Genomic DNA, 24846 nt, shown 5'->3' with positions numbered 1-24846 from the left:
GCCCGCGGAGACGCCGGCGAGTCGCCGCCGCAGTCCGGAGAACGGCCGCCCGCGGCATCCCATCAAATTGACTTGTTCTAGTTGAAACTAGAATAATGAATGGGTGATCATCCGCATCGATCCCGCTTCGAGCACGCCGCTGTTCGAGCAACTGGCTCGCGCCGTGCGCGGCGAGATCCTCGCCGGTCGCGTCGCCGCGGGCGAGCGCCTGCCCGCGGCACGCGACCTCGCCGACTCGCTCGACGTCAACGCGCACACGGTGCTGCACGCCTACCAGACGCTCCGCGACGAGGGGCTCATCGAGCTGCGCCGCGGGCGAGGCGCCGTCGTGCGCGACGCGGCGCCCGAGCTCGAGGCCACCAGACGCCTCGCCGCCGAACTCGTCACCGCCGCGCGCGAGCGCGGCATCGCCCCAGACGCCGTCCTGGCGCTCGTCCGAGAGGAACTCGCCCGATGAACGACCCCGTTGCCGCGACCTCCGTCGACGCCCGCGAGCGCGACCGGCACGACCGGCGCGTGCTCCTCGCCGTCGTCGTGTGGGTGCCGCTCGCGATCGTGCTCGTGTCGACGGTCATCCAACTGATCTGGATCCCGCGCATGCCCGACGAGGTCGCCGTGCACTGGAACGCGGCGGGCGAGCCCGACCGGTGGACCACGCCGGGTCGGGCGGTGCTCGCCTACGCCGTGATCTCGCTCTCGCTGATCCTCGCGCTCGCGATCGCGTCGTTCGCCGGTGCGCGCGCGCTGCGCCCCCACGCGGGCAGCCCGACCCGCCTGCTCAGCCGGGTGCGCCCGACGGCCTCGTTCGCGCCCGCGACGATCGTGATGGTCTCGCTCGTCATGGTCGGGCTCGGTGCGCTCCAGCTCGACGGCGCGCAGCCGCCGCAGTGGGCTGCTCCGGTCGTGATCGGGGTCGGCCTGCTGGTCGGCGCGCTCGTCTGGTGGATCACCTGGCGCGCGCTTCCCGCGCCCGATCGCACGGCCGCCGACACGCCGTCGGCCACCCCGGCGCTCGATCTCGCGCCCGGCGAACGCGCCGTGTGGACCGCGACCGCATCGGCGCCATGGCCCGTCATCGCGCTCATCGGCTTCGCGCTCGTCGCGGTCATCGTGCCGTTCGTGCTGTCGCCATCGTCGTGGTGGCTGTGGGCGCTCGTATTCGTGCTGGTGCTCGTGCTGGCGTCGACCGCGTGGATCCGCGTCACGGTCGACCGTCGCGGCCTCACCGTGCGCTCGCTCGTCGGCATCCGTCTCACGCGCGTGCCGCTCGAGGCCGTCGTCGCCGCCGCCGACGTCGAGGTGCTGCCCGCCGAGTTCGGCGGATGGGGCTTCCGGTTCGACGTGCACGGCCGGCGCGGCATCATCATCCGCTCGGGTCAGGGCATCGAGGTCGAGCGGGCGGATGCCCCGCCCCTCGTCGTGACAGTCGCCGACGCCCGCACGGGCGCCGCGCTGCTGAACGCGCTCGTGCAGGCCGGCCGCTGAGGCCCGGCGCACCGCGCGCCCGCCGAGCGCCGAGCGAGAGCGGGCCCGTGCGAAGAACGCACGGGCCCGCTCGGTTCGACCTGAAGAGGGGAGGCCTCAGGTCCGCAGGATCGATCCGCCCGCCCGCTTGCGGGAGATCGCGTCGACCGTGGCCGCGAGGATCAGCACGCCGCCGGTCACGGCGTAGTTGACGCCGGCCGGGAGGTTCAGCAGGCCCAGGCCGTTCGTGATCACGGCGATCACGAGCGCACCGATCGCCGCGTGGATCAGCCGGCCGCGGCCGCCGAACAGGCTGACGCCGCCGACGACGGCCGCCGCCACACCGCTCAGCACGATCTCACGGCCCGCCGCGGCATCCACCGACCCGACCTTGCTGATGCTGAACAGGCCCGCGACGACCGCGAGCGACGAGCACACGATGAACGCGCACCAGCGGATCATCGCGACCTTGACGCCCGAACGGCGAGCGGCCTCGGCGTTGCCGCCGACCGCGTAGATGTAGCGGCCGAACTTCGTGCGGTCGAGCACGAACGTGCCGAGCCAGAGGATCGCGAGCGTGATGGGGACGACGATCGGCACGCCCTCGATCGCCTTGAAGCCCGTGCCGCGGTTCTGGTTCAGGATCGCGACGACGATGCCGCCGAGCACGAGGATCGTGAGGAGCTTGGCCCAGACGAGCGCGATCGTGCGGTTCGGCACGCCGGCCCGCGTGCGGCGCGACCGGTCGAGGAACGACGTGCCGGCCGAGATCGCGAGCATCACGGCGAGCATCACCCAGCCGCCCCACGGCGGGAGCGTGCCGTTCTGGATCGCGAGGATCTCGGGCGTCTCGACGCGGTACAGGCCGCCCGCGCCGATGATGATGAGCTCGAGGCCCTGGAACCCGAGGAAGAGGCCCAACGTCACGACGAACGACGGGATGCCGACCTTCGCCACGAAGAAACCGATGAACGTGCCGATCGCGACACCCGTCAGGAAGGCGATCGCGAGCGCGAGCACCCAGTTGAGGTTCACGACCTGCACGAGCACCACGAAGATGACCATGGTGAGGCCCGCGGTGACGCCGGCCGACAGGTCGATCTCGCCGAGCAGCAGCACGAACACGAGCGCCATGCCGAGCATGACGAGCGTCGCGGCCTGCGTGAGCAGGTTGGCGAAGTTGCGCTCGGTGAAGAAGTACGGGCTCAGCACGGTGAACAGGATGCTGAGCACGACGAAGCCGCCGACCGCGGGCAGCGCGCCCATCTCGCCGCTGCGCACCCGCTGGAAGTAGGCGCGCACCTGGTCCATCAGGCCGCCCTCCTGCCCGCTGCCGATGAGCTGCTCGGTGCTGAGCGCCGAGAGGGCCGTGGTGGAGTCGGTGGGCGGCGTCGACGTCGGAGTCGTGGTGCCCTGCTCGCCGCTCATGCGCGCTCTCCTTCGTAGGTCTTGGCGCCGGTGATGTAGCCGATGACGTCTTCGTTCGTGGTCTCGGTCGTCTTGACCGAGGCGACCATCTGCCCGAGGTAGAGCACGCTGATGTAGTCGGCGACCTCGAAGACGTCGACGAGGTTGTGGCTGATGATGATCACCGAGACGCCCTGCTCGGCGAGGCGCTTCACGAGTGCGAGCACCTGGGCGGTCTGCGCGACGCCGAGGGCCGCGGTCGGTTCGTCGAGGATGACGACCTTGGCCTTCTTCAGCACGGAGCGCGCGATGGCGACGGTCTGGCGCTGGCCGCCCGAGAGCGACGAGACCTTCTGGCGCACCGACTTGACCGTGCGCACCGAGAGCTGGCGCAGGGTCTCGGCGGCCTCGCGTTCCATGATGCCCTCGTCGAACGTGCCCGCCGAGAGCTCCTCGCGGCCGAGGAACATGTTCTGCACGATGTCGAGGTTGTCGCAGAGCGCGAGGTCCTGGTAGACGACCTCGATGCCGAGGTGCGCGGCGTCGCGCGGCGTGTGCAGGTTCACGGGCTCGCCGTTGAAGAGCACCTCGCCGGCGTCGTAGGGCTGCACGCCGGCGAGTCCCTTGATGAGCGTCGACTTTCCGGCGCCGTTGTCGCCGACGAGGGCGGTGATCTTCCCGGGGTACGCCGTGAGGTTCACGCCCTTCAGCACATCGACTGGGCCGAAGCTCTTCACAACCCCCTTCAGTTCGATGATCGGCTGGTCCATGCCGGGTCCTTTCTGTGGGGAACTGCGCTGTTCCGCGGGGCGGTCCGTGAGGTGAGTGCTCGGTGCTCGACGCGCGCGTGCGCTGGCGGGTGTCGTGGTGCGGATGCCGCGGGGCGGCGTGGTGCGGATGCCGCGGGGCGGCGTCGTGCGGGAGCGGGAGGCCCCGGGGCGATGGTCGCCCCGGAGCCTCCCGTCTTCCGGTGTGGGATCGGTCGGACTAGCCCACGCCGTGCTCGGTGCAGGCGGCGGCCACGTCGGCCGTGCAGATCTCGGCGGCGTCGGCGTTGCCGTCGTCGACCACGGTCTGCACGTCGTCGGGTCCGACGAGGATCGGCGTGACGGCGATGTAGGGGGTGCCGTCGTCGAGCTTCTTGTCGACCGAGGGGGTCTCGCCGTTCAGGAGCTGGATGGCGAGCTCGGAGGCGGCGTCGGCCTCGAGTGCGAACGGCTTGTAGACCGTGGCGGTCTGCTTGCCGAGGAGCACGTTCTGGAGACCGGCGACCGAGGCGTCCTGACCCGAGACGGGAACGGTGAGGCCGTTCTTGTCGAGGATCGTGATGACGCCCGCGGCGTTCGTGTCGTTGGCGACCCAGACGGCGTCGACCTTGCCGCCGAGGGCGGTCAGGGCCTGCTCGAAGTTGGTCGCCGACTTGTCGCCGTCCCAGACCCCCGGGGGCTCCTGGGCGGGCTTGATGCCGGCGGGCTCCATGACGCTCACGGCGCCGTCGTGGAACATCTTGGCGTTGCCGTCGGCGGGGTCGCCGCCCATGTAGACCACGACCGCGGTCTTCGGGTCCTTGCCGGCCGCCTCGAGGCCGTCGAGGATCGACTGGCCCTCGAGCGCTCCGACCTGCTCGTTGTCGAACGAGACGTAGTAGTCGGCGCCCTCGATCGGGCGGTCGTAGGCGATGACGGGGATGCCCTGCTCCTTCGCCTTGGCTGCGACGGCGACTGCGGCGCCGTTGTAGTCGACGAGGAGCATCACGCCGCAGCCCTTGCTGAGCTGCTGGTCGGCGATGGTGGCGTACTTGCTGGTGTCGCCCTGGGCGTTCTGGATGTCGGCCTCGAATCCGGCGTCGGTGATCGCGGTCTCGAGCGCGGGGCGGTCGCCGTTCTCCCAACGGGGCGAGGATGCCGCATCGGGCAGGATGACGCAGGCGCGGGTCGCGGTCGCGTCGTCGCCCCCGCTGTCGCCGCCGCTGCTGGAACACCCTGCGAGCAACAGCATCGATGCTCCGGCGAGGGCTGTGATCGAGATCAATGAAGCCTTCTTCATCGTTCTCCCCTTCTGACTGGTGAGTGTGCAGGACAATCACTACCGCCGGGTCTGCACTGACCTCGGCAGAAGGAAACTTACGACCCTGTAAGCCGCGCCGAACCGCCTCGCTGATAACGATCGAGTAACGCGAATCGTCGATGTGACACGTCACATGAGCCCCGTGATTCCGGGGCTCGAACCGTCATCGGCGCAGACAGCGGCATGCGACTGTCACACGCCGCCGAAACACCTCGCCGCGGCCTCGAAACGGGGCCGCGGCGAGGCTCGGACGAACTTCGGACTCGAATCGATTCAGCGACCGGAGACGCGCGCGTACTGCTCCCGGATCTCGGATCGGTGGTCGACCGCGGGGCTCGCGACGACCGCGATCGCCCACTCCGGTCGGGCGCCCGTGAGCGCCCATGCGGCCTGTCGGGCGGCCCCGTCGGCGACGTACTCGCCCGGTGCGGGCACGACGACCGGTGCGTCGAAGACCTGCGAGGCGATCGCGCGCACCGCGGCGTTCTGGGCCGCGCCGCCGATGAGCAGCACCCGGTCGACGCTCACGCCGAGGCCCGAGACGGCGCGGAGCCCGTCGGCGAGCGCGCAGAGCATGCCCTCGATCGCGGCGCGCGCGAGGTTCGGCCGCGTCATGCTCGCGAGCGTCAGCCCGTCGAGGTGGGCGGTCGCGTTCGGCAGGTTCGGCGTGCGCTCGCCCTCGAAGTACGGCACGAGCACGGCGCCGGATGCCGCGGGCTCGGCCTCCAGCGCCAGGCGCCCGAGCCCGTCGTGGTCGACGTCGAGCACGCGCGCGAACGCGTCGAGCACGCGCGCGGCGTTCAGCGTGGCCACGAGCGGCAGGAAGCGGCCCGTCGCGTCGGCGAACCCGGCGACCGTGCCGGAGGGGTCGGCGACGGCGGCGTCGGTCACCGCGAACACCGTGCCGCTGGTGCCGATCGAGACGACCACGTCGCCGGATGCCGCGTCGAGCCCGAGTGCGGCGGCGGCGTTGTCGCCCGCCCCGGCGCCGACGAGGATGCCGTCGGGCGTGCGCCCCGCCGCCTCGGCCGGGCCGAGCACGCGCGGCAGGATCGCGTCGTGGCCGAGCGCCCGCACGAACAGGTCGCGGTCGTAGCCGTCGGCGCCCCAGTACGCCGTGCCGCTCGCGTCGGAGCGGTCGGTCGCGAGCTCGTCGAGCCGCGGGCCGAGCGGCGACTCGCCCACGGGGCCGTAGCCGCGCAGGCGCCACGTCAGCCAGTCGTGGGGGAGGGCGACCGCCGCGACGCGCGCCGCGGCATCCGGTTCGGCGTCGCGCAGCCAGCGGAGCTTCGTCGCGGTGAACGAGGCCACCGGCACGACGCCGGTGCGGCGCGCGTACTCGTCGGCGCCGACCTCGGCGATGAGGTCGAGTGCGGCCTGAGCCGAGCGCGTGTCGTTCCAGAGCAGCGCGGAGCGGATGACGCGTCCCTCGGCGTCGAGCACGACCATGCCGTGCTGCTGGCCGCCGATCGAGATCGCCTCGACGCCCTCGAGCCCGCCGGCGTCGCCGATGGCCGAGAGGAGCGCCCCCCACCACGCGGCGGGGTCGACCTCGGTGCCCTCGGGGTGCGGTGCGCGCCCGGAGCGCACGAGGGCGCCGGTCGCGGCATCCCGGATCACGATCTTGCATGACTGGGTCGAGGAGTCGACCCCTGCGACGAGCGGCAATGCCCGCCCCTTTCTCGGTGGTGTGACGGTGGGTGGAACCGGAGAACCCCTGCGCCGCGTCGTCGAACGCGGCGCAGGGGCGGTCTGCGGGGAGGTGCGCCTACCGCCTCGCGCCCAGCAGGTGCTCGGTGGCGAGCTGCTGCAGGCGCACGAAGCCGCCGCCCTTGCCGCCGAGGTAGGCGTCGGCGTCGAAGTCCTCGTAGGCCGAGCGGTCGGCGAGGAAGTCGTCGTAGGTCTCGCCCTCGTTCAGGGTCGGCGTCGCGAGCTCGTAAACCTTCGCAGCCTCGAGCGCCTCCTGCACCTCGGGGTCGGCGCGGAAGGCCGCGGCGCGCTCCTTGAGCAGCAGGTAGGTGCGCATGTTGGCCGCCGCCGACTCCCACACGCCCTTCTCGTCTTCGGTGCGGCTCGGCTTGTAGTCGAAGTGGCGCGGGCCCTCGTAGGCGGGAACGCCGCCGGGGCCGCCGTTCTCGAGCAGGTCGACGAGCGCGAAGGCGTTGTGCAGGTCGCCGTGGCCGAACACGAGGTCCTGGTCGTACTTGATGCCGCGCTGGCCGTTGAGGTCGATGTGGAAGAGCTTGCCGTGGTACAGCGCCTGCGCGATGCCGGCGGCGAAGTTCAGCCCGGCCATCTGCTCGTGGCCGACCTCGGGGTTGAGGCCGACGAGCTCGGGGCGCTCGAGCGAGTCGATGAACGCGATCGCGTGGCCGAGGGTCGGCAGCAGGATGTCGCCGCGCGGCTCGTTGGGCTTCGGCTCGATCGCGAAGCGGATGTCGTAGCCCTTGTCGGTCACGTAGTCGCCGAGGAGGTTCACAGCCTCGCGGTAGCGCTCGAGCGCCTGGCGGATGTCCTTGGCGGAGTCGTACTCGGCGCCCTCGCGGCCGCCCCACATGACGAAGGTCTTCGCGCCGAGCTCGGCGCCGAGGTCGAGCTGGCGGAACACCTTGCGCAGCGCGTAGCGGCGCACGTCGCGGTCGTTGGCCGTGAAGCCGCCGTCCTTGAAGACCGGCGCGCTGAACAGGTTGGTCGTGACCATCGGCACGATGAGGCCGGTGTCGGCGAGGGCGCCCTTGAGGCGGTCGATCTGGGTCTGACGCTCGGCGTCGGTCGAGCCGAAGGCGAACAGGTCGTCGTCGTGGAACGTCAGGCCGTACGCGCCGAGCTCGGCGAGCTTCTCGACCGCGTGCACCACGTCGAGGGGCTTGCGGGTGGGGCCGCCGAACGGGTCGGTGCCGTTGTAGCCGACGGTCCAGAGGCCGAAGGAGAACTTGTCGTCGCGGGTGGGCGCGCTGGCCATGTGGTGATCCGCCTTTCAGCGTCTTCGATGATTTGTTGGCACGTACAACATAAAACGCGATCCGGCTCGGACGCAAGTCTTTCGCGACCGCAAGTTTCGACCGTAGGATTCGAAACATGAAGCTGGATGCCGCCGCCGACGCCGCCGTCGACCGCCGCGTGACCCTCGCCGCGATCAGCGAAGACCTGGGTGTGAGCCTGTCGACGATCTCGAAGGTGCTGAACGGGCGGGCCGACGTGTCGGCCGCGACCAGGGAGCGCGTCGAGCACGAGCTGCAGGAACGCGGGTACGTGCGTCGCGGGGGCGGCCGCTCCGAGACCCGCGCCGACCTCCTGGAGCTCGTCTTCCACGAGCTCGACGAGATCTGGTCGATGGAGCTGATCGGCGGCGTCGAGCAGGTCGCCAAGGAGCAGGGGCTGAGCGTCGTGCTCACCGTCTCCGGCGACCGGCACGCGCCGGACCCCGACTGGGTCGAAGGCGTGATCCGTCGCCGACCGGTGGGCGTCGTGCTCGTGTTCAGCGAGCTCGCTCCCGAGCACCGCGAGCGGCTCCGCGCCCGGGCGATCCCGTTCGTCATCGTCGACCCCGCGGGCGATCCGACGCCCGAGGTGCCGAGCGTCGGGTCGGCGAACTGGTCGGGAGGTCTCGCCGCCACGCGCCATCTCATCGAGCTCGGGCATCGCCGCATCGCGACGATCACCGGGCCCGACGACATGATGTGCTCGCTCGCGCGCGTCGACGGGTACCGCTCGGCGATGAACTCGGCCGGCCTGCCGATCGACCCCGCCTGGATCCGGTTCGGCGACTTCCACGTCACCGGCGGGCGCAACCACGCGCGCGACCTGCTGGCCCTGCCGGCCGGTGAGCGGCCCACCGCGATCTTCGCGGGCAGCGACCTGCAGGCCCTCGGCGTCATGGACGCCGCGCGGGCCGCGGGGCTGGCGATCCCCGGCGACCTGTCGATCGTCGGCTACGACGACGTGCCGATCAGCCGCTGGGTGACCCCGCCGCTCACGACGGTGCACCAGCCGCTGCGTCGCATGGGCGAGGAGGCAGCGCGCCTCGCCATCCGCCTGGCCGCCGAGGCCGACGCCGACCCGACCGGCACCGCCGGATCGCCGACGGGCACCACCCCGCGCATGGACCTCGCGACGAGCCTCGTCGTGCGCGAGAGCACGGCGCCGCCGGACCCGGCCTGACGCCGAGCGCGGCCGCCGCAGCCCGCCCGGCACCGCCGAGCGGCGGCGCACGACGGGACCCGCCCGCCCCATGGGCGCGGACGGGTCCGGGTCGTGGCGGCGCAGGGTCGTGGCGGCCCGGCCGGGTCGGCCGCGCCCTGTCGGTCACGCGAGGGCGGATGCCTCCACCGCGACGCGGGTCACCGACACCTCCGGGTGGAGGCGCCGGGTGTGGTCGACCCGGCGCACGGCGCCGACCAGACGCACCGAGTGCGCGTGCGGCAGGTCGGCGCTCGAGGTCCCGAGGCCAAGCACGAGCTCGCCCGACTCGACGATGCGAACGCCGTCGCGACCGGGGAACGAGGCCAGGTCGGCGGCCACGGTGAAGCGCACGTCCGCCGCCTCGCCCGGCGCGAGGTCGATCCGGGCGTAGCCGATCAGCCGCTGCACGGGTCGCACGACGCTCGCGACCGGGTCGTGCAGGTACAGCTGCACGAGCTCGGTTCCGCCGCGCTCGCCGACGTTGCGCACGCGCACGCCGACCGACACCTCGCCGTCGGTCGCGATCTCGGATGCCTCGCCTGCGAACCGCGTCCACTCGAACCGCGTGTACGTGAGGCCGTGGCCGAACGGGTAGCGCGCGGTCGGGTCGATGCTCGAGACGCCGCCCTTCCGGGCGAGCGGAGCTGCCAGGTAGGTCGACGGATGCACGCCCGCGGATGCCGGCACCGAGACGGGCAGGCGCCCCGACGGCGACACCCGGCCGCTCAGCACGCCGGCGATCGCGCGCGTGCCCTCCTCGCCCGCGAAGAACGCCTCGACGATCCCGGCGGCGCGCTCCGGCGCGGTGCCGAGCGTGTACGGGCGCCCGGCGAGGAGCGCGACGATCGTCGGCGTGCCGCGGTCGAGCACGGCCTCGAGCAGGGAGGCTTGAGCGCCGGGGAGGGCGAGCGACTCGGCGTCGCAGCCCTCGCCGCTCGTGCCGCGACCGAAGAGCCCCGCGCGGTCGCCCAGGGCGAGCACGACCAGGTCGGCTGCGGACGCCGCCGCGGCGGCCGCCTCGAGTCCGGACGTCTCGCCGCCGTCGATCGACGTGCCCTCGACGACGGAGAGCTCCGCATCGGGGAACTCGGCGCGGAGCGACTCGACGAGGGTCGGCAGGGTGATGCCGTCGCCCGAGCCGGGATGGTGCACGCCGACATGCGTCGGGAACGCGTAGCAGCCGAGCACCGCGAACCGATCGTCGGCCGTCGGGCCGATGACCGCGATCCGCTCGGGTGCGGTGCGGCCGACGCCGGAGAGCGGCAGGGTGCCGTCGTTGTGCAGCAGCACGATCGCGCGCTCCGCGATCTCGGCCGCGAGCGCCCGGTTCTCGGGCGGATCGAGGTCGACGGTGCCGCGCACGGCGTCGAGGTCGTCGTCGAGGCCGCGGAGGGCCTCCGGCGCGGCATCCCAGTCGGCATCGAGGAGCCCGAGCTCGAGCTTCTGCCCGAGCACGCGCCGGAGCGCCCGGTCGAGCACGCCCTCGTCGAGGCGGCCGTCGGCGACCGCCTCGAGCAGCGGCGCGCCGAAGGCGTGCACGGTCGGCAGCTCGACGTCGATGCCCGCCCGGAGCGCCTCGGCCGCGGCATCGCCGAGCGAACCCGCGACCCCGTGCAGGGTCTGCAGGAACGCGACCGAGAAGTAGTCGGCGACGACGGTGCCCTCGAAACCCCAGACGCCCCGGAGCAGGTCGGTGAGGATGGTGGCGTCCGCCGCGGTGGGCATGCCGTCGAGGTCGGTGTACGCGTTCATGACGCTGCGGGGGCGACCCTCGCGGATCACCATCTCGAACGGCGGGAGCAGCACGTCGTCGAGCTCGCGGCGACCGACCGAGACGGGCGCGAGGTTGCGTCCGGCCTTCGAGGCCGAGTAGCCGACGAAGTGCTTGAGGGTCGCGACGACGCCGGCCGATTCGAGGCCGCGCACGTACGCCGCGCCGACGGTGCCGATGAGGTACGGGTCCTCGCCGATCGTCTCCTCGACCCGGCCCCAGCGCGCGTCGCGCACGACGTCGAGCACGGGTGCGAGCCCCTGGTGCACGCCGACCCTGCGCAGGTCGTCGCCGATCCGACGGCTCATGCGCTCGATCAGGTCGGGATCGAACGTCGCGCCCCACGAGAGCGGCACCGGGTAGGCGGTCGCGCCCCACGCCGCGAAGCCCGCGAGGCACTCCTCGTGCGCGAGCGCGGGGATGCCGAGGCGGCTCTCCGCGACGATGCGGCGCTGGGACCTCGCCAGCGAGAGTGCGCCGACGCCCGGGTCGACCGGCGCGGTGCCGAACGGGCGCGTGAGCTGCCCGAGTCCCTTGGGGAACAGCCCGGTGAGGTCGACGTCGCCGATCATCTCGTGCTGGTTCGGCGCGACATCCGTTCCGTCGGCCGAGGCGCCGACCCAGACGCCGTAGAGCTGGGCGACCTTCTCCTCGAGCGAGAGCTCGTCGATCAGCGCCTCGACGCGCTCGTCGGCCGGCCGGGAGACATCCCGCCAGGGGGCGTCGCGGTGCCGCGAGGCATCCGTCGTGTTCGGGGTCGTGGTCACGTGGGTCATCCCTTCACCGCTCCCTGCAGCCCGCCGACGATGCGCTTCTCCGCGGCGAGGAAGAACACGAGGGCGGGGATCATGGCGAGCGAGGTGTATGCGAGCACCGCACCGGTGTTCTGCGAGTACTGGGTCGAGAACTGGGTCACGCCGAGCGGCAGCGGCCAGAGGTCCTGCGGCAGCGTGCCGGTCGAGATCACGAGGAGCGGCAGCAGGTAGCCGTTCCAGCTGCCGACGAACGCGAGCACGCCGACGGTGACCAGGCCGGGCTTCGACAGCGGCAGCAGGATGCGCCAGAAGAAGCCGAGCCGGCTGGTGCCGTCGATCGAGGCCGCCTCCTCGAGCTCGTCGGGGATGGCCCGGAGGAACGGCACGAGGATGATGATCGTCGTCGGCAGCGCGAACGCGATCGACGGGATGATGACCCCGAGGTACGTGCCGTGGAGGCCGAGCGTGCGCAGCAGCAGGGTGAGCGGCAGCGCGGCCACCGTCAGCGGGAACATCAGCCCGGCCGTGAACAGCGTGTAGAGGCCCTGGCGGCCGCGGAAGTCGTACCTGGCGATGACGAACGCGGCCATGATGCCGAGGATCACGACGCCCGCGGTCGTCGCGAACGCGAGGATCATGCTCGCGAGCACGTTGCCCCAGAACCGGGTCGAGCCGAGCACGGTGAGGTAGTTCTCGAGCACCCACGGGTTCGGCATGCCCGCGGGGTTCGCGTTCAGGTCGCCCGTCGTGCGGAAGCCGCCGATGATGACGTACAGCACCGGGCCGATCGCGATCGCCGAGATGACGAGCGCGATCAGGTAGACGAACGGCTGGCCCCAGTCGATGCGCCGCCCGGCGGCACGCCGGCGGGGGAGCTTGTCGAGGTCGGGCACGACGAGGTCGGTCGTGGCGGTCATGTTCAGCGAACCCCCGTGGTGACGGCGCCGGAGAGGTCGCGGCGCAGGGCGAAGCGCTGGTACAGGAGCGCGACGACGAGCGAGATCAGGAAGAGGATGACGGCGATGGCGCTGCCGTACCCGGGCTGGCCGGCGAACTGGCCCTGCTGGACCATGTAGGTCGCCATGGTCTCGGTGGCCATCTGGCGCACGGTCGGCGCGACGGTGACCCACACCATGTCGAAGAGCTGGAGGGCGCCGATCATCGACAGGAACGCCCAGATGCGGATGGTCGGACCGAGCAGCGGGATCGTGATGTGGCGCTGGATCTGCCACCAGGTCGCGCCGTCGATGGACGCCGCCTCGGCGAGTTCCTCGGGCACGCCCTGCAGGCCCGCGAGCATCAGGATGATCGCGAAGCCGACGTACTTCCAGGTGAGGATCGCGAACAGGGTCCAGAGGGCGATGTTCGGGTCGGCGAGCCAGTTCTGCTGCCACGCCCCGAGGCCGACGGCCTCCAGGAGCGCGTTCACGCCGCCGTTGGGCTGGAGCAGGAGCTTCCAGCTGAGACCGGCGATGACCTCGGCGAGCACGTACGGCACGAAGATGAGGAGGCGGAACACGCCGCGCCCGCGCATGCGGCGGTTGAGCAGCAGCGCGATGCCGATGGCGATGGGGCCCTGGATGAGCAGCGACAGCGCGAGGATCGTGAAGTTGTTGCCGATCGCGCGCAGGAACTCGGGCGTGGTCAGTGCGCGGACGTAGTTGTCGAAGCCGACGAACCGCTCGGGGTCGGCGAGGTTCTCCCACTTGAAGGCGGCGGGCAGGTTGTAGAAGCTGTAGACCGCCGCGAGCACGACCGGGACGATGACGAATCCGACGAAGACGACGAGTGCGGGTCCGGCGAGGATCGCGATCTCGATGCGCTTGCGGGTCGCGCCCGTGCGGCGGCGGCGGGGCACGGTCGGTCCGGGCCGATCGGGGGCGGGGGCCGAGCCCGCGGAAACCGCGGGCCCGGCCGACGTGACTGCAGAGGTCACAGGGTGGCCGCCGCGTCCTGCATCTTCTTCACGATGTCCTCGGGGGTGCCGGAGCCCGCGAACAGGTTGACGATGCCCTCGTTCATGGCGTTGCCGACGGTCGTGCCGAAGGCGGTGTCGAACCAGAGCTGCACGAACGAGGCGCCCTGCAGGCCCTCGGCGACGAGCTTCAGGTTCGGGTCCTCGAGCGAGTCCATCGCGGCCGGGACGGTCGGGATGCCCGCGCCCGAGGCGGCGAACTTCTTCTGGACGTCGTCGCTCATGATGTACTCGAGCAGCTCGGCGCACTCCGGCGGGGCCTCCGCGGAGCAACCGAAGCCGTCGCCGCCGCCGAGGGCGGCGGTCGGGTCGCCTGCGGCGTCGGGGATGCCGGGGAACGGGAACCAGTTGAGGAACTCCGGCACCTGCGCGTCGGGCGTGAGGCCGCCGATCACGCCGGCGTCCCAGTGGCCCATGAGCTCCATCGCGGCCTGCCCGTTCGCGACGAGGCCGGCCGAGCTGCCCGCACCCTGCTGGGCTGGCGTGCCGAGGAAGCCCTCCTGGAACGGTTCGGTCTTGATGAACGCCTCGAGCTGCTCACCGGCTTCGACCCAGCAGTCGTCGCTGAAGTCGAACTCGGTCTCGGCGGTCTGGAGGGTCTCGGGGGAGCAGGTGTGCAGGGCGAACTGGTACCACCAGTGCGCCGCCGGCCACTTGTCGCCCGCGCCCACGGCGATCGGTGCGGCGCCGGTCGAGCGGAGCTTCTCGACCGCCGCGGTCAGGTCGTCGAGCGTGGCGGGCGCCTCGCCGATGCCGGCCTGCTCGAACAGGTCGCTGTTGTACCAGAAGCCCTCGATGCCGAAGGTGAACGGGATGCCGTAGGTCTCGCCGTCGACCTGCCACGGGTTGACGGTCGCGCCGACCGCCGTGATGGTGTCTCCGAGCACGTCGTCGAGCGGCATGAGGTAGCCGTTCTCGACCTGGTCGCGGAGTTCGCCGCCCGGCCAGACCTGGAACAGGTCGGGGGCGTCGCCCGATGCGAGCGCGTTCGGGATCAGCGTGCGCTGGAGCTCTTCGTTCTGGTAGCCGGTCTGCTCGACCTTGACGCCGGGGTGGGAGGCTTCGAAGTCCGCGGCGACCTCTTCCCAGACGGCGGGGAGCGGGCCGGAGGTGGCGTTGTGCCACCAGGTGAGGGTGACGTCGCCGCCTTCGTCGGAGCCGCCACCGGCGGCGCAACCGGTGAGGGAGGCGACCGCGATGCCGGTCGCCGCGGCGAGCGCGGCGAGGCGGCGGGTGCTGCGTCTGTTCATCATTGAACCTCTCGAAAGTTTCGACACTTTTGTCGAAAGTGATCTGGACGCCTCGAATATACGGGCACATCCATTTGCGGTCAAGCGCAACATATTCGGACGGCGCCCCTAGACTCGGTGTCGTGTCAGATCGTGCGGGAACGTTCGACGGCGTGCACCGCCGCAACCTCGCGAAGCTCCTCGGCCTCGTGCACCTCGAGGGGCCGATGTCGCGCGCCCGGCTCACGGCCGAGACCGGGCTCAACCGCTCGACCGTCGCCTCGCTCGCGACCGAGCTCGTCGATCTCGGGCTCGTCGAGGAGCGCGCGCCCGACCCGACCAATCGCGTCGGGCGGCCGTCGCCCGTCGTCGCCGTGCACCCCGACGTGCAGGTCGTCGCCGTCAACCCCGAGGTCGACGCCGTGACCGTCGCCGCCGTGAGCCTCGACGCCCGCATCGTGGTGCGCGAGCGCATCGACGTCGACCACCTCGTCAGCCCCGACGAGACCGCCGCGCTCGTGGCCGACGTGATCACCCGCTGGCGGAGCGACGAGCTGGCCAGGGCGAAGCTCGTCGGCGTGGGCCTCGCCGTCCCCGGCCAGGTGCGCCACACCGACGGCCTCGTGCGCTGGGCCCCGCACCTCGAATGGACGGATGCCCCGCTGCGCGCGCTCGTCGAGACCGCCACCGGTCTGCCGACCCAGGTCGCCAACGACGCGACCCTCGGCGCCAGGGCCGAGCACCTCTTCGGCGCCGGACGCGGCGTCGACGACCTCGTCTACGTCAACGGCGGCGCGAGCGGCATCGGCGGCGGCCTCGTCGTCGAGGGGCGGCTCGTCGGCGGGGCGCACGGCTACGCGGGCGAGTTCGGCCAGAACCGTCCGGGCATCGCGCGAGCCGACGACCGGCGCGCCCCCGACGGCGTGCTCGAAGACGAGGTCAGCCGCGCACGGCTGCTCGAGGCGGTCGGCCGTGCGAGCGCCGACGAGCCGACGCTCGCCGGCCTGCTCGCGGCATCCGACGACCCCGCGGTCGCCGCGGAGCTCGCGAGGCAGCAGCGCATCCTCGCGACGGCGCTCGCCAACGCCGTGAACGTGCTGAACCCGTCGCTCATCGTGCTCGGCGGGTTCCTCGCGACGCTCGCAGAGTGGGACCCGGAGGCCCTCGACGCGGCCGTCGCCGCGCACGCGCTGCCCGTGGCATCCGAGGGGCTCGACATCCGGGTCGCCGAGCTCGGCGAGAACCGACTGCTGATCGGCGCTGCCGAGCTCGCCTTCGCCGCACTGCTCGACGACCCGCTCGTCGGCGCGATCGGCAGCCCGATCGCTGGGTGACCTCGATCGCCGGGTGACCTCGATCGCCGGGTGACCCCGATCGCCGGCTGACTCGGCTCCGTCAGCCCCGCTGCGGGGCGAACGACCTGCGGAAGATCGCCCACGCGCGCTCGGCCATCGGCCGGCGGTCGCGGGTGTCGGCCCTCGCGAGCAGGTCGGTGAGCATCGTGATCGAGAGCAGCACGTCGTCGTCGGTCACGTGGTCGCCCAGGCGGCCGGCCGCGCGTTCCCTCGCCGTCACCGTGGCGACGACCGCGGCGAGGCGCGTGGTCAGGCGGGCCACGCGCTCCTCGTGCTGGTGCTGCCAGATGAGGTCGATGAGCGCGGTCGTGACGGCCGCGAGGTCGATGATGTCGTCGATGAGCGCGTCGAGCGTCGTGCCGGGGTCGGCGACGGATGCCTCGAGCACCTCGAAGTTCTCGTCGAACACCGCCAGCGCGAGCGCCGTCTTGTCGGGGAAGTGCCGGTAGAGGCTGCCCTGGCCGACCCCCGCCTTCTTGGCGATCGCGCTGAACGGCGTCTGCAGCCCCGACTCGGCGAAGATGCCGCGCGCGGCGGCGATGATCGCCCGCCGGTTCTCGGGGCCGGCGCCCGGGCCGCGGTTCGCCTTCGGCGCGGGGGTGTCGCCGCCGTCTTCGCCGTTCGCCGGCGGTGCTTCGCTCTTCCGGGATTCGGACACGGGTGTTAGCGTACAACCGACTACCGGACAAGGGTGTCCGGTTGAAGGAGGATGCAATGACCGGATCCTGGGACCGCGAGGTCGACGTGCTCGTCGCGGGCACCGGCGCCGCGGGCATGACCGCCGCGATCACCGCCGCCGACCGCGGCCGGTCGGTGCTCGTCGTCGAGAGCACCGACCGCTGGGGCGGCACGACCATGCGCAGCGGCGGCGGGCTGTGGATGCCGAACAACCCCGTCATGAAGCGACGGGGCATCGCCGACTCGCGCGAGGAGGCGCTGACCTACCTCGAGGCCGCGATCGGGCCGGTCGACTCGATCGGCCCGGCGAGCTCGCAGGCCAGGCGCGAGGCCTTCGTCGACACCATCCCCGAGCTCGTCAACCGGCTCGAGCAGCTCGGCGTGCGCTGGGCCGTCGCGAAGGACTACCCCGACTACTACCCCGACCGGCCGGGAGGCAAGATCGGCCGCGGCATCGAGTCCAAGCCGTTCGACGCGAAGAAGCTCGGCGACTGGCGCAAGACCTCGCGCACGGGCGACTCCATCCCGGCGCCGATGCAGACCGACGACGTCTGGCTGCTCATGCGCGCCTGGTCGTCGTGGTCGGGGTTCTTCCGGGGCGCCGGGTTCGTGTTCCGCACCCTCGGCGGTCTGGTCACGGGCAAGCACCTGTACGGCTTCGGCGGCGGCCTCATGCTGCAGCTGGGGTGCATCGCCAAGCAGCAGGGCACCGAGATCCTGCTGAACGCGCCGCTCACCGAACTCGTGAAGGACGAGTCCGGCCGGGTCGTCGGGGCCGTCGTCGCCGCACCGGGCGGTGCGCTGCGCATCCGTGCTCGGCGCGGCGTCATCCTCGGCGCAGGCGGGTTCGCGGCCAACACCGAGTGGCGGCAGCGATACCACGGCATCCCCGGGTACACCTCGGCCGCCGAGGGCGATCTCGGCACGGCGATCGAGGCCGGTGTCGAGGCGGGCGCCGACGTCGCCCTCCTGGACGACGCCTGGTGGGGCGCCTCGGTGCCGGTGCCGGGCAAGCAGGCCATGTTCGTGCTCAACGAGCGCTCCGACCCGTTCAGCCTCGTCGTCGACCAGTCGGGTGCCCGATACCTCAACGAGTCCGAGAGCTACATCGACTTCGGGCACCACCTGCTCGAGCGCAACGAGGTCTCGCCGGCGAACCCGTCATGGCTCGTCGTCGAGAAGCGGCATCGTCAGCGATACATGTTCGGCGCCCTGCTCGGCGACGGCAAGCTGCTGTTCCGCGAGGGGGTGGCGGTCAAGGCCGACACGCTCGAGGAGCTCGGCGAGAAGATGGGCGTCGACCGGGCCACGTTCGCCGCGACGATCGCGCGCTTCAACGGCCTGGCCCGCGGCGGGGTCGACCTCGACTTCGGGCGGGGCCGCACCGCGTACGACCGCTACTACAGCGACCCGCGCGTGAAGCCGAACCCGAACCTCGCTGCGCTCGAGAAGGGTCCGTTCACCGCCGTCCAGCTCGTGCCGGGCGACCTCGGAACGAAGGGCGGGCTGCTGACCGACGAGCACGCGCGGGTGCTCGATGCCTCGGGAGCGGTCATCGAGGGCCTCTACGCGGCCGGCAACACGACGGCCTCTGTGATGGGCCGCACGTACCCCGGACCCGGCTCGACGATCGGGCCCGCCGCGGTGTTCGGCTACCTGGCCGCGGTGCACGCGGCGACGGCGGCCGAGGCTCCGGTGTCCGAGGCTCCGGCGGCCGAGGGTCCGGCGTCCGAGGCCCCGGCGTCTGAGACGGCCACGGCGTCCGCTGAATCCGAGCCGGTCGAGGTGCCCGCGGTCTAGCCCGCACCAGCAGAGCGGATGCCGCGGCGGCGCGCCGCGGCATCCGCTCTCCCCATGCGCGCTCGCCGGCCGGACGATAAACCGAACGCGGCTCGCACTTGCGGAGGGGGAGGGGGCATCGGGTAAACTCGACTTTCAGTCGAATCGATTCGAGCCCATCGCGGGGCCGAGTCGCACCACGGCGGCGCTCCCATGGGGCGCCGTTTCCCGTCTCCCGGCGTCCGAGGGCGTGCGCCGCCGCACTCGAGCACGCCTGGACACCGCCATGTCATCAACCGCATCCATCCCCATCATCCGCCCCGACGACACCCGCTCCACCGCGGTGGTGCAGTCGCACCCGGGCGACCTCCTGAGCCGCCGCCAGCGGCTCGTCTACGTGCTCGTGCTCGGCGCGCTCACGGCGCTCGGCCCGTTCACCGTCGACCTCTACCTGCCCGCGTTCCCCGTGCTGCAGAACGAGCTCGGCGTCTCGGCCGCGGCCGTGCAGCTCACGCTCACGGGCACCATGATCGGCTTCGGCTTCGGGCAGCTCATCGTCGGCCCGTGGAGTGACAAGGTCGGTCGCCGCCTGCCGCTGATCCTCGCCACGATGCTGCACATCGCGGCATCCGTCGGCGCGGCCTTCGCGCCCGACATCGTGTGGATGAGCGTGTTCCGCCTGCTCCAGGGCTTCGGCGCGGCGGCCGGCGGCGTCGTCGCCATGGCCATGGTGCGCGACCTCTTCGGCGGCAAACCGCTCGTGCGCATGCTCTCGCGCCTCGCGCTCGTGAACGGCCTCGCGCCCGTGCTCGCCCCGGTCATCGGGTCGCAGCTGCTCGGCATCATGGACTGGCGCGGCATCTTCGTCGTGCTCGGCGTGTACGGCCTCGTGGTGGTGCTCGCCGTGGCGTTCCTCATCGTCGAGACCCTGCCCGAGTCGCGCCGGCATGTCGCGGGGCACTCGACGCTCGGCGACCGCTACAAGGCGCTGTTCCGCGACCGCGTCTACCTCGGCGCCGCGATCATCGGCGGCATGACCTTCACCGGGCTGTTCGGGTACCTCTCGACGTCGTCGTTCCTGTTCCAGGAGGTCTACGCGTTCACCGCGCAGCAGTACGGCATCCTGTTCGCCGTCAACTCGGTCGGCGTCATCATCGGCGTGCAGACGAGCTCGCGACTCATGCGCGGGCCGGTCGCCCCGCAGTGGATCCTCGCGATCACCACGATCGTGCACCTCGCCATGGCCGCCGCGATCATGGTGCTCGACTCGTCGGGCGCCGGGTTCTGGGGCACCGCGATCCCGCTCTGGATCTACATCCTCGCCTGCGGGTTCTCGTTCCCCGCCGTGCAGGTGCTCGCGCTCGCGCACCACGGCGCCGAGGCCGGCACCGCGGCGTCGCTGCTCGGCGCGCTGAACTTCGGCCTCGCCGGGCTCATCTCGCCGCTCATCGGCCTCATGGGCGTGGGCAGCGCCGTGCCGATGGCGATCGTGCAGATCGCCGCGGCCGTCGTGGCGATCGCCGCGCTCTGGCTGCTCGTGCGGCCGCGCACGGTGCCGCCGCTCAGCGACTGACGCGTCGCACCGCGGGGTCGCCGAGCGCTCGGCGCTGCCCACGGCGTCAGATCCGAGGTGCGCAACTCCGGATGTCGCGGGGTGGCCAGGCGTGTCACGATCGCCGTCGCGGCGTGTCCCGCGTCCGCTCCGGAGTTGCGCACGCGCGTCGTCGGCGGCTTCGCGGATCGAGGGCAGCGGATCGACGTCCGGCGACGGCGCGCCGCCTCTGCGGGTGACGGATGCCGCGTGCCGCACGCCGCGGCATCCGTCGCCTCGCTAGCGTGGGCACATGACCGACCGCGACCCCGTCGAGCAGCATGCCGCCCGAACGGTCCAGGTGCGCCGGGTGGGCCGGCGCGCACCGCTCATCGCAGGCATCTCGGCGGTCGTGATCGGCGCGCTGCTCGGCCTCGTGATCGCGGTGCGCGCGGGCGGACTGCCGCTCGGCGTCGACGAGGAGTGGTCGCTCGAGCTCGCCGAGGCGCACTCCGCGTGGGCCGACGCGTTCGCGCTCTTCATGAACATGCTGGGCGGCGGCATCGTGGGCGTCGTGGTCGTGCCCGTGGGTATCACGGTCGTGCTCCTCGTGCTGCGCCGGCCGTGGGCGGCGCTGTACTTCGCGCTCGCGAGTGCCGCGAGCGCGCTCGTCGTGCAGCTCCTGAAGACCCTCTACGGGCGGCCGCGCCCCGAAGACATGATGGTGGCGAGCGACTTCGGCTCATTCCCGTCGGGGCATGTGGCGAACGCGGCGACGATCGCGGTCGCGCTCGGGGTCATCGTGCCGCGGGTCTGGGTGTGGGTCGCCGGCACCGTCTACACGGTGCTCATGGCGATCAGCCGAACCTACCTGGGCGTGCACTGGCTGACCGACACGATCGGCGGCGCGCTCGTCGGCGCCGGGGTCGCGCTCGTGCTGTGGGCGGCGTTCGCGGTGCCGATGGAGCGCGAGCGACTCGCCCGCATCGCCCGGATCTCGGAGCGGAACGCCGCATTCGCGCAGGCGCATGTCACCCCGCCGAGCGGCGGCGGGAGCGCGCGCTGAGCACTCGTGATCTCCGCGGCGAACCGGACTACAACGTTGTAGAGTACGGGCAGGATCTCAGGAGGCGACATGGCGGTGACCTTGCACGACGTGGCTCGCGTGGCCGGCGTGTCGATCAAGACGGTGTCGAACGTGATCAACGCGTATCCGCACATCCGCCCCGCGACCAGGGAGCGCGTCGAGGCCGCGATCGCCGAACTCGGCTACGTACCGAACCTCACGGCCCGCAGCCTCAAGTCCGGCCGAACGGGTGCGATCGCCCTCGCCGTGCCCGAGCTGAGCCTCAGTTACTTCGCCGAGCTCGCGGCGGCCGTCATCGAGGCGGCCGAGGCCGCCGGGTTGGTGGTGCTCGTCGAGCAGACGGGCGGTGATCGCGATCGCGAGCTCGAGCTGCTGCGCAGCCCTCGGCTCAAGATGACCGACGGCCTCATCTTCAGCGCGCTCGGCATGAGCGAGGCGGATGTCTCGAGCCTCGACGTCGACTACCCGCTGGTGCTGCTCGGCGAGCGCATCTTCGGCGGCCCGACCGACCACGTGACGATGCGCAACGTCGAGGCGGCCCGCGCCGCGACGGAGTACCTCATCGCCTCCGGACGGCGCCGCATCGCGGTGGTCGGCGCGCACGAGGGCGAGATCGTCGGATCGGCCGCGCTCCGCATGCAGGGGCACCTCGAGGCGCTCGAGGCGCACGGCATCCCCTTCGACGACTCGCTCATCGGGTACACCACGCTCTGGCACCGCTCGAACGGCGCCAGGTCGATGACCGAACTGCTCGCCCGCGGCGCCGAGTTCGACGCCGTCTTCGGGTTGAACGACACTCTCGCGCTCGGCGCGATGCGCGTGCTGCAGGCCTCCGGTCGGCGTGTTCCCGAAGATGTCGCGGTCATGGGCTTCGACGACCTCGACGAGGCCGGGTACTCGATCCCGTCGCTCACGACCGTCGATCCGGGGCAGAAATGGATCGCGAAGACCGCCGTCGCGACCCTCGTCGAGCGCATCGCGTCGGGCGCCGAGGTCGGCCCTCCCCGTCTGCTGCTCGCCGACTTCCGCATCGCGGAGCGCGAGTCCGCGGTCGTGCGCGTTCCGGCCTGACTCCGCCGCGTCTTGGCCTGACGCCGCTGCATCGCGGTTCGACGGCGCCGTCCGGCAGCCTGACGGTCGTCGCCTCGCGCTGGGACGGCGTCGCCTCGGCGGTCGGATCGGGCGATCGAGCTGGCGTGCCTGCGTGACCAACCGTGCGCCGGGCGTGAGCGACTCAGCCTGATTCCCGGCATTCGCTCGCCACGCAGCCCCTACCGCTGTGTATGCAACTCAGGATCCTCGGGGAGCGGTTCGGCGTGTCGGGCGGTTCCGCTCGGCGTGTCGCGGTGATCGTCCTGAGTTGGGCGCGCAGGCGAACGCGAACGCGGGCGCGAACGCGAACGCGAACGCGGGCGCGAACGCGAAGGCGAACGCGAAGGCGAACGCGGACGGGGCCCGGGCGTGTGCACAACCCCGGATTCGTCGCGCGAGGTGCGGCGTGCCGGGCGGTTCCGCTCGGCGTGTCGCGGTGATCGTCCTGCGTTGGGCGCGAACGCGAACGCGGACGCGAATGCGGACGCGGACGGGGGCTGGCGTGTGCATAACTCCGGATTCGTCGGGCGTGTCGGGCGGTTCCGCGCGGAGTGTCGCCGCGCTCGTCCTGAGTTGCCCACGCGTTTGGGGCGATCGTGGCGCCGGTCGTCGCCAGCCGCCCGCACCGCGGCGGTGCCGCGCCCTCGCCCCCACCCGGCGCCGAGGCCTCGCCGCGACCCCTGCGCCGCGCCCGCCCGCCCGACGCCTGCCGGGCACCCGACACGCGGGCGCACCCACGTGAGTGGTCGCGATGTGCTGGAACCGGCATGTCGCATCCAGCAGAACGTGACCTGTCGGCGCACGTCCGCGGCCTGTCGGCCTACGTCGGCAGCTGTCGGCCCACGTCCGCGGCGTGTCGGCAGCTGGCGCCGCGCCCTCGCCCCGACCCTGCGCCCTCGCCTCGACCCAGCGCCGAGGCCACCGTCCCGAATGCACTTGACAGCGTGCGGCGGCTTGGGCATCATGTCTCTACAACGTTTACTTTACAACGTTGTACAACCGGGAAGAAGCACACCGAACCCCGGGCGCACCTGACAGAGTCGTCCACCGCACACAGAAAGAGCCCCGCACGATGAAGAGCAAGCTCCTCGCCCTCGGCGGCACGGTCGCCGTCGCGGCCGCAGCCCTCACCGGCTGCAGCGCAGGCGAAACCTCCACCGCAACCGAATGCACCAACAAGATCGTGAACGCCGACGCCACCCAGGTGAGCGTGTGGGCCTGGTACCCCGCGTTCGAAGACGTGGTCGACCTGTTCAACGAGAACCACGACGACGTCCAGATCTGCTGGACCAACGCCGGCCAGGGCAACGACGAGTACACCAAGTTCTCTACCGCCCTCGAGGCCGGCTCGGGCGCGCCCGACGTCATCATGCTCGAGTCCGAGGTGCTCTCGAGCTTCTCGATCCGCGACGGCCTCGTCGACCTCACCGAGTACGGCGCGAACGACGTCAAGGGCGACTACACCGAGGGCGCGTGGAAGGACGTGTCGAGCGGCGACGCCGTCTACGGCATCCCGGTCGACGGCGGCCCCATGGGCATGCTCTACCGCAAGGACATCCTCGACCAGTACGGCATCAAGGCCCCCACCACGTGGGACGAGTTCGCCGCCGCAGCGCAGACCCTGAAGGACGCCGGCGCCCCCGGCGTGCTCGCCGACTTCCCGACCAACGGCCGCGCCTACAACCAGGCGCTGTTCGCGCAGGCCGGTTCGGTGCCGTTCGACTACGACAACGCGAACCCGACCGAGATCGGCATCGACGTCAACGACGAGGGTTCCAAGAAGGTGCTCGCCTACTGGAACGACCTCGTGTCGAAGGGGCTCGTCGCCACCGACGACGCGTTCACGGCCGACTACAACACGAAGCTCGTCGACGGCAGCTACGCCATCTACGTCGCCGCGGCCTGGGGCCCCGGCTACCTGAGCGGCCTCTCGGATGCCGACAGCGACGCCGTGTGGCAGGCCGCACCGGTTCCCCAGTGGGACGCCGCGAACCCCGTGCAGATCAACTGGGGCGGCTCGACGTTCGCCGTGACGAGCCAGGCGAAGGACAAGGAGGCGGCCGCGGTCGTCGCCAAGGAGGTCTTCGGCACCGAGGAGGCGTGGAAGATCGGCATCGAGCAGGCCGCCCTGTTCCCGCTCTGGAAGCCCATCCTCGAGTCCGACTACTTCCGCGACCTCGAGTACCCGTTCTTCGGCGGCCAGCAGATCAACAAGGACGTCTTCCTCGACGCCGCGGCCGGCTACACCGGCTTCACGTTCAGCCCGTTCCAGAACTACGCGTACGACCAGCTCACCGAGCAGCTCTACGCGATGACCCAGGGCGAGAAGGACTCCGACGCCGCGCTCGACGACCTGCAGGCCTCGCTCGAGACCTACGCGGGCGAGCAGGGCTTCACGCTGAAGTAGCAGGCGGGCGGATGCCTCGTGGCCGGCCCCGAGGCATCCGCCCCCCATCTGCACCACCGAGCATCGA

General features: G+C 71.7%; 19 protein-coding genes. 9 read left to right on the top strand and 10 right to left on the bottom strand.

Translation table 11 applies throughout. The features are described 5' to 3' along the window. Positions 1-103: 103 nt before the first annotated feature. Together ACFVS8_RS11285 and ACFVS8_RS11280 are read left to right on the top strand one after the other, a co-directional pair. On the top strand, positions 104-457 hold the full coding sequence (locus ACFVS8_RS11285; protein ID WP_387061756.1) for a GntR family transcriptional regulator: 354 nt from the start codon (positions 104-106) through the stop codon (positions 455-457). Then, entirely contained in the window at positions 454-1485 is a 1032-nt protein-coding gene (locus ACFVS8_RS11280; protein WP_387061753.1) for a DUF1648 domain-containing protein, read from the top strand. Before ACFVS8_RS11285 ends, ACFVS8_RS11280 begins: the two co-directional genes overlap by 4 nt. A 96-nt stretch (positions 1486-1581) precedes the next feature. Here the strand turns inward: ACFVS8_RS11280 and ACFVS8_RS11275 are convergent, their stop codons facing one another. The 5 genes from ACFVS8_RS11275 to xylA form a co-directional block, all read right to left on the bottom strand. Continuing rightward, positions 1582-2892, bottom strand: coding sequence for a sugar ABC transporter permease (locus ACFVS8_RS11275; protein WP_387061750.1), 1311 nt, complete (start codon positions 2890-2892; stop codon positions 1582-1584). Continuing rightward, complete coding sequence (locus ACFVS8_RS11270; RefSeq protein WP_387061748.1) at positions 2889-3641, bottom strand: ATP-binding cassette domain-containing protein; 753 nt, start codon at positions 3639-3641, stop codon at positions 2889-2891. The genes ACFVS8_RS11275 and ACFVS8_RS11270 overlap by 4 nt, the downstream gene beginning before the upstream one ends. 217 nt (positions 3642-3858) lie before the next feature. Then, positions 3859-4917 (bottom strand): sugar ABC transporter substrate-binding protein, encoded by a 1059-nt coding sequence (locus ACFVS8_RS11265; protein WP_387061745.1) that lies wholly within the window; start codon positions 4915-4917, stop codon positions 3859-3861. 294 nt (positions 4918-5211) lie between these two features. Continuing rightward, entirely contained in the window at positions 5212-6606 is a 1395-nt protein-coding gene (locus tag ACFVS8_RS11260) for a xylulokinase (protein ID WP_387061742.1), read from the bottom strand. 100 nt (positions 6607-6706) lie between these two features. Beyond that, positions 6707-7900 carry a xylose isomerase gene (gene xylA, locus ACFVS8_RS11255; protein WP_387061739.1) on the bottom strand — a complete coding sequence of 398 codons (1194 nt, stop codon included), beginning with the start codon at positions 7898-7900 and terminating at the stop codon, positions 6707-6709. Positions 7901-8016: 116 nt separating this feature from the next. Here xylA and ACFVS8_RS11250 point away from each other — a divergent pair, with 116 nt between their 5' ends. Then, positions 8017-9099, top strand: a complete 1083-nt coding sequence (locus ACFVS8_RS11250; protein WP_387061736.1) for a LacI family DNA-binding transcriptional regulator — start codon at positions 8017-8019, stop codon at positions 9097-9099. Positions 9100-9243: 144 nt separating this feature from the next. Here the strand turns inward: ACFVS8_RS11250 and ACFVS8_RS11245 are convergent, their stop codons facing one another. The 4 genes from ACFVS8_RS11245 to ACFVS8_RS11230 form a co-directional block, all read right to left on the bottom strand. Then, on the bottom strand, positions 9244-11667 hold the full coding sequence (locus ACFVS8_RS11245) for a glycoside hydrolase family 3 N-terminal domain-containing protein (RefSeq protein ID WP_387061733.1): 2424 nt from the start codon (positions 11665-11667) through the stop codon (positions 9244-9246). Continuing rightward, positions 11664-12563 (bottom strand): carbohydrate ABC transporter permease, encoded by a 900-nt coding sequence (locus tag ACFVS8_RS11240; RefSeq protein ID WP_387061731.1) that lies wholly within the window; start codon positions 12561-12563, stop codon positions 11664-11666. Before ACFVS8_RS11240 ends, ACFVS8_RS11245 begins: the two co-directional genes overlap by 4 nt. Before the next feature lie 2 nt (positions 12564-12565). Next, positions 12566-13504 (bottom strand): carbohydrate ABC transporter permease, encoded by a 939-nt coding sequence (locus ACFVS8_RS11235; RefSeq protein WP_387061727.1) that lies wholly within the window; start codon positions 13502-13504, stop codon positions 12566-12568. Between the two features lie 74 nt (positions 13505-13578). Further along, on the bottom strand, positions 13579-14871 hold the full coding sequence (locus ACFVS8_RS11230; protein WP_387061725.1) for an ABC transporter substrate-binding protein: 1293 nt from the start codon (positions 14869-14871) through the stop codon (positions 13579-13581). Positions 14872-14993: 122 nt separating this feature from the next. Between ACFVS8_RS11230 and ACFVS8_RS11225 the strand changes: the two genes are divergently transcribed. Further along, positions 14994-16184 carry an ROK family protein gene (locus ACFVS8_RS11225; RefSeq protein WP_387061722.1) on the top strand — a complete coding sequence of 397 codons (1191 nt, stop codon included), beginning with the start codon at positions 14994-14996 and terminating at the stop codon, positions 16182-16184. A gap of 61 nt (positions 16185-16245) precedes the next feature. Here the strand turns inward: ACFVS8_RS11225 and ACFVS8_RS11220 are convergent, their stop codons facing one another. Further along, positions 16246-16863: a TetR/AcrR family transcriptional regulator gene (locus ACFVS8_RS11220; RefSeq protein WP_387061719.1), complete on the bottom strand. Its 618-nt coding sequence runs from the start codon at positions 16861-16863 to the stop codon at positions 16246-16248. Between the two features lie 56 nt (positions 16864-16919). On the opposite strand from ACFVS8_RS11220, the gene ACFVS8_RS11215 reads away from it, so the two are divergent. The 5 genes from ACFVS8_RS11215 (at position 16920) to ACFVS8_RS11195 (ending at position 24779) form a co-directional block, all read left to right on the top strand. Next, on the top strand, positions 16920-18683 hold the full coding sequence (locus tag ACFVS8_RS11215) for an FAD-dependent oxidoreductase (protein ID WP_387061716.1): 1764 nt from the start codon (positions 16920-16922) through the stop codon (positions 18681-18683). Between the two features lie 265 nt (positions 18684-18948). After that, positions 18949-20235: a multidrug effflux MFS transporter gene (locus tag ACFVS8_RS11210; protein ID WP_387061713.1), complete on the top strand. Its 1287-nt coding sequence runs from the start codon at positions 18949-18951 to the stop codon at positions 20233-20235. Positions 20236-20506: 271 nt separating this feature from the next. Beyond that, positions 20507-21259, top strand: a complete 753-nt coding sequence (locus tag ACFVS8_RS11205; protein ID WP_387061710.1) for a phosphatase PAP2 family protein — start codon at positions 20507-20509, stop codon at positions 21257-21259. Between the two features lie 69 nt (positions 21260-21328). Continuing rightward, on the top strand, positions 21329-22351 hold the full coding sequence (locus tag ACFVS8_RS11200) for a LacI family DNA-binding transcriptional regulator (RefSeq protein ID WP_387061708.1): 1023 nt from the start codon (positions 21329-21331) through the stop codon (positions 22349-22351). Positions 22352-23444: 1093 nt separating this feature from the next. Beyond that, positions 23445-24779 carry an ABC transporter substrate-binding protein gene (locus tag ACFVS8_RS11195; RefSeq protein ID WP_387061705.1) on the top strand — a complete coding sequence of 445 codons (1335 nt, stop codon included), beginning with the start codon at positions 23445-23447 and terminating at the stop codon, positions 24777-24779. Positions 24780-24846: the final 67 nt, after the last annotated feature.

Source organism: Agromyces sp. NPDC058110 (assembly GCF_042884735.1).
Lineage (GTDB): Bacteria > Actinomycetota > Actinomycetes > Actinomycetales > Microbacteriaceae > Agromyces.
Note: the sequence above shows the minus strand (reverse complement) of the source record. Positions and strands in the feature narration are given on the sequence as shown.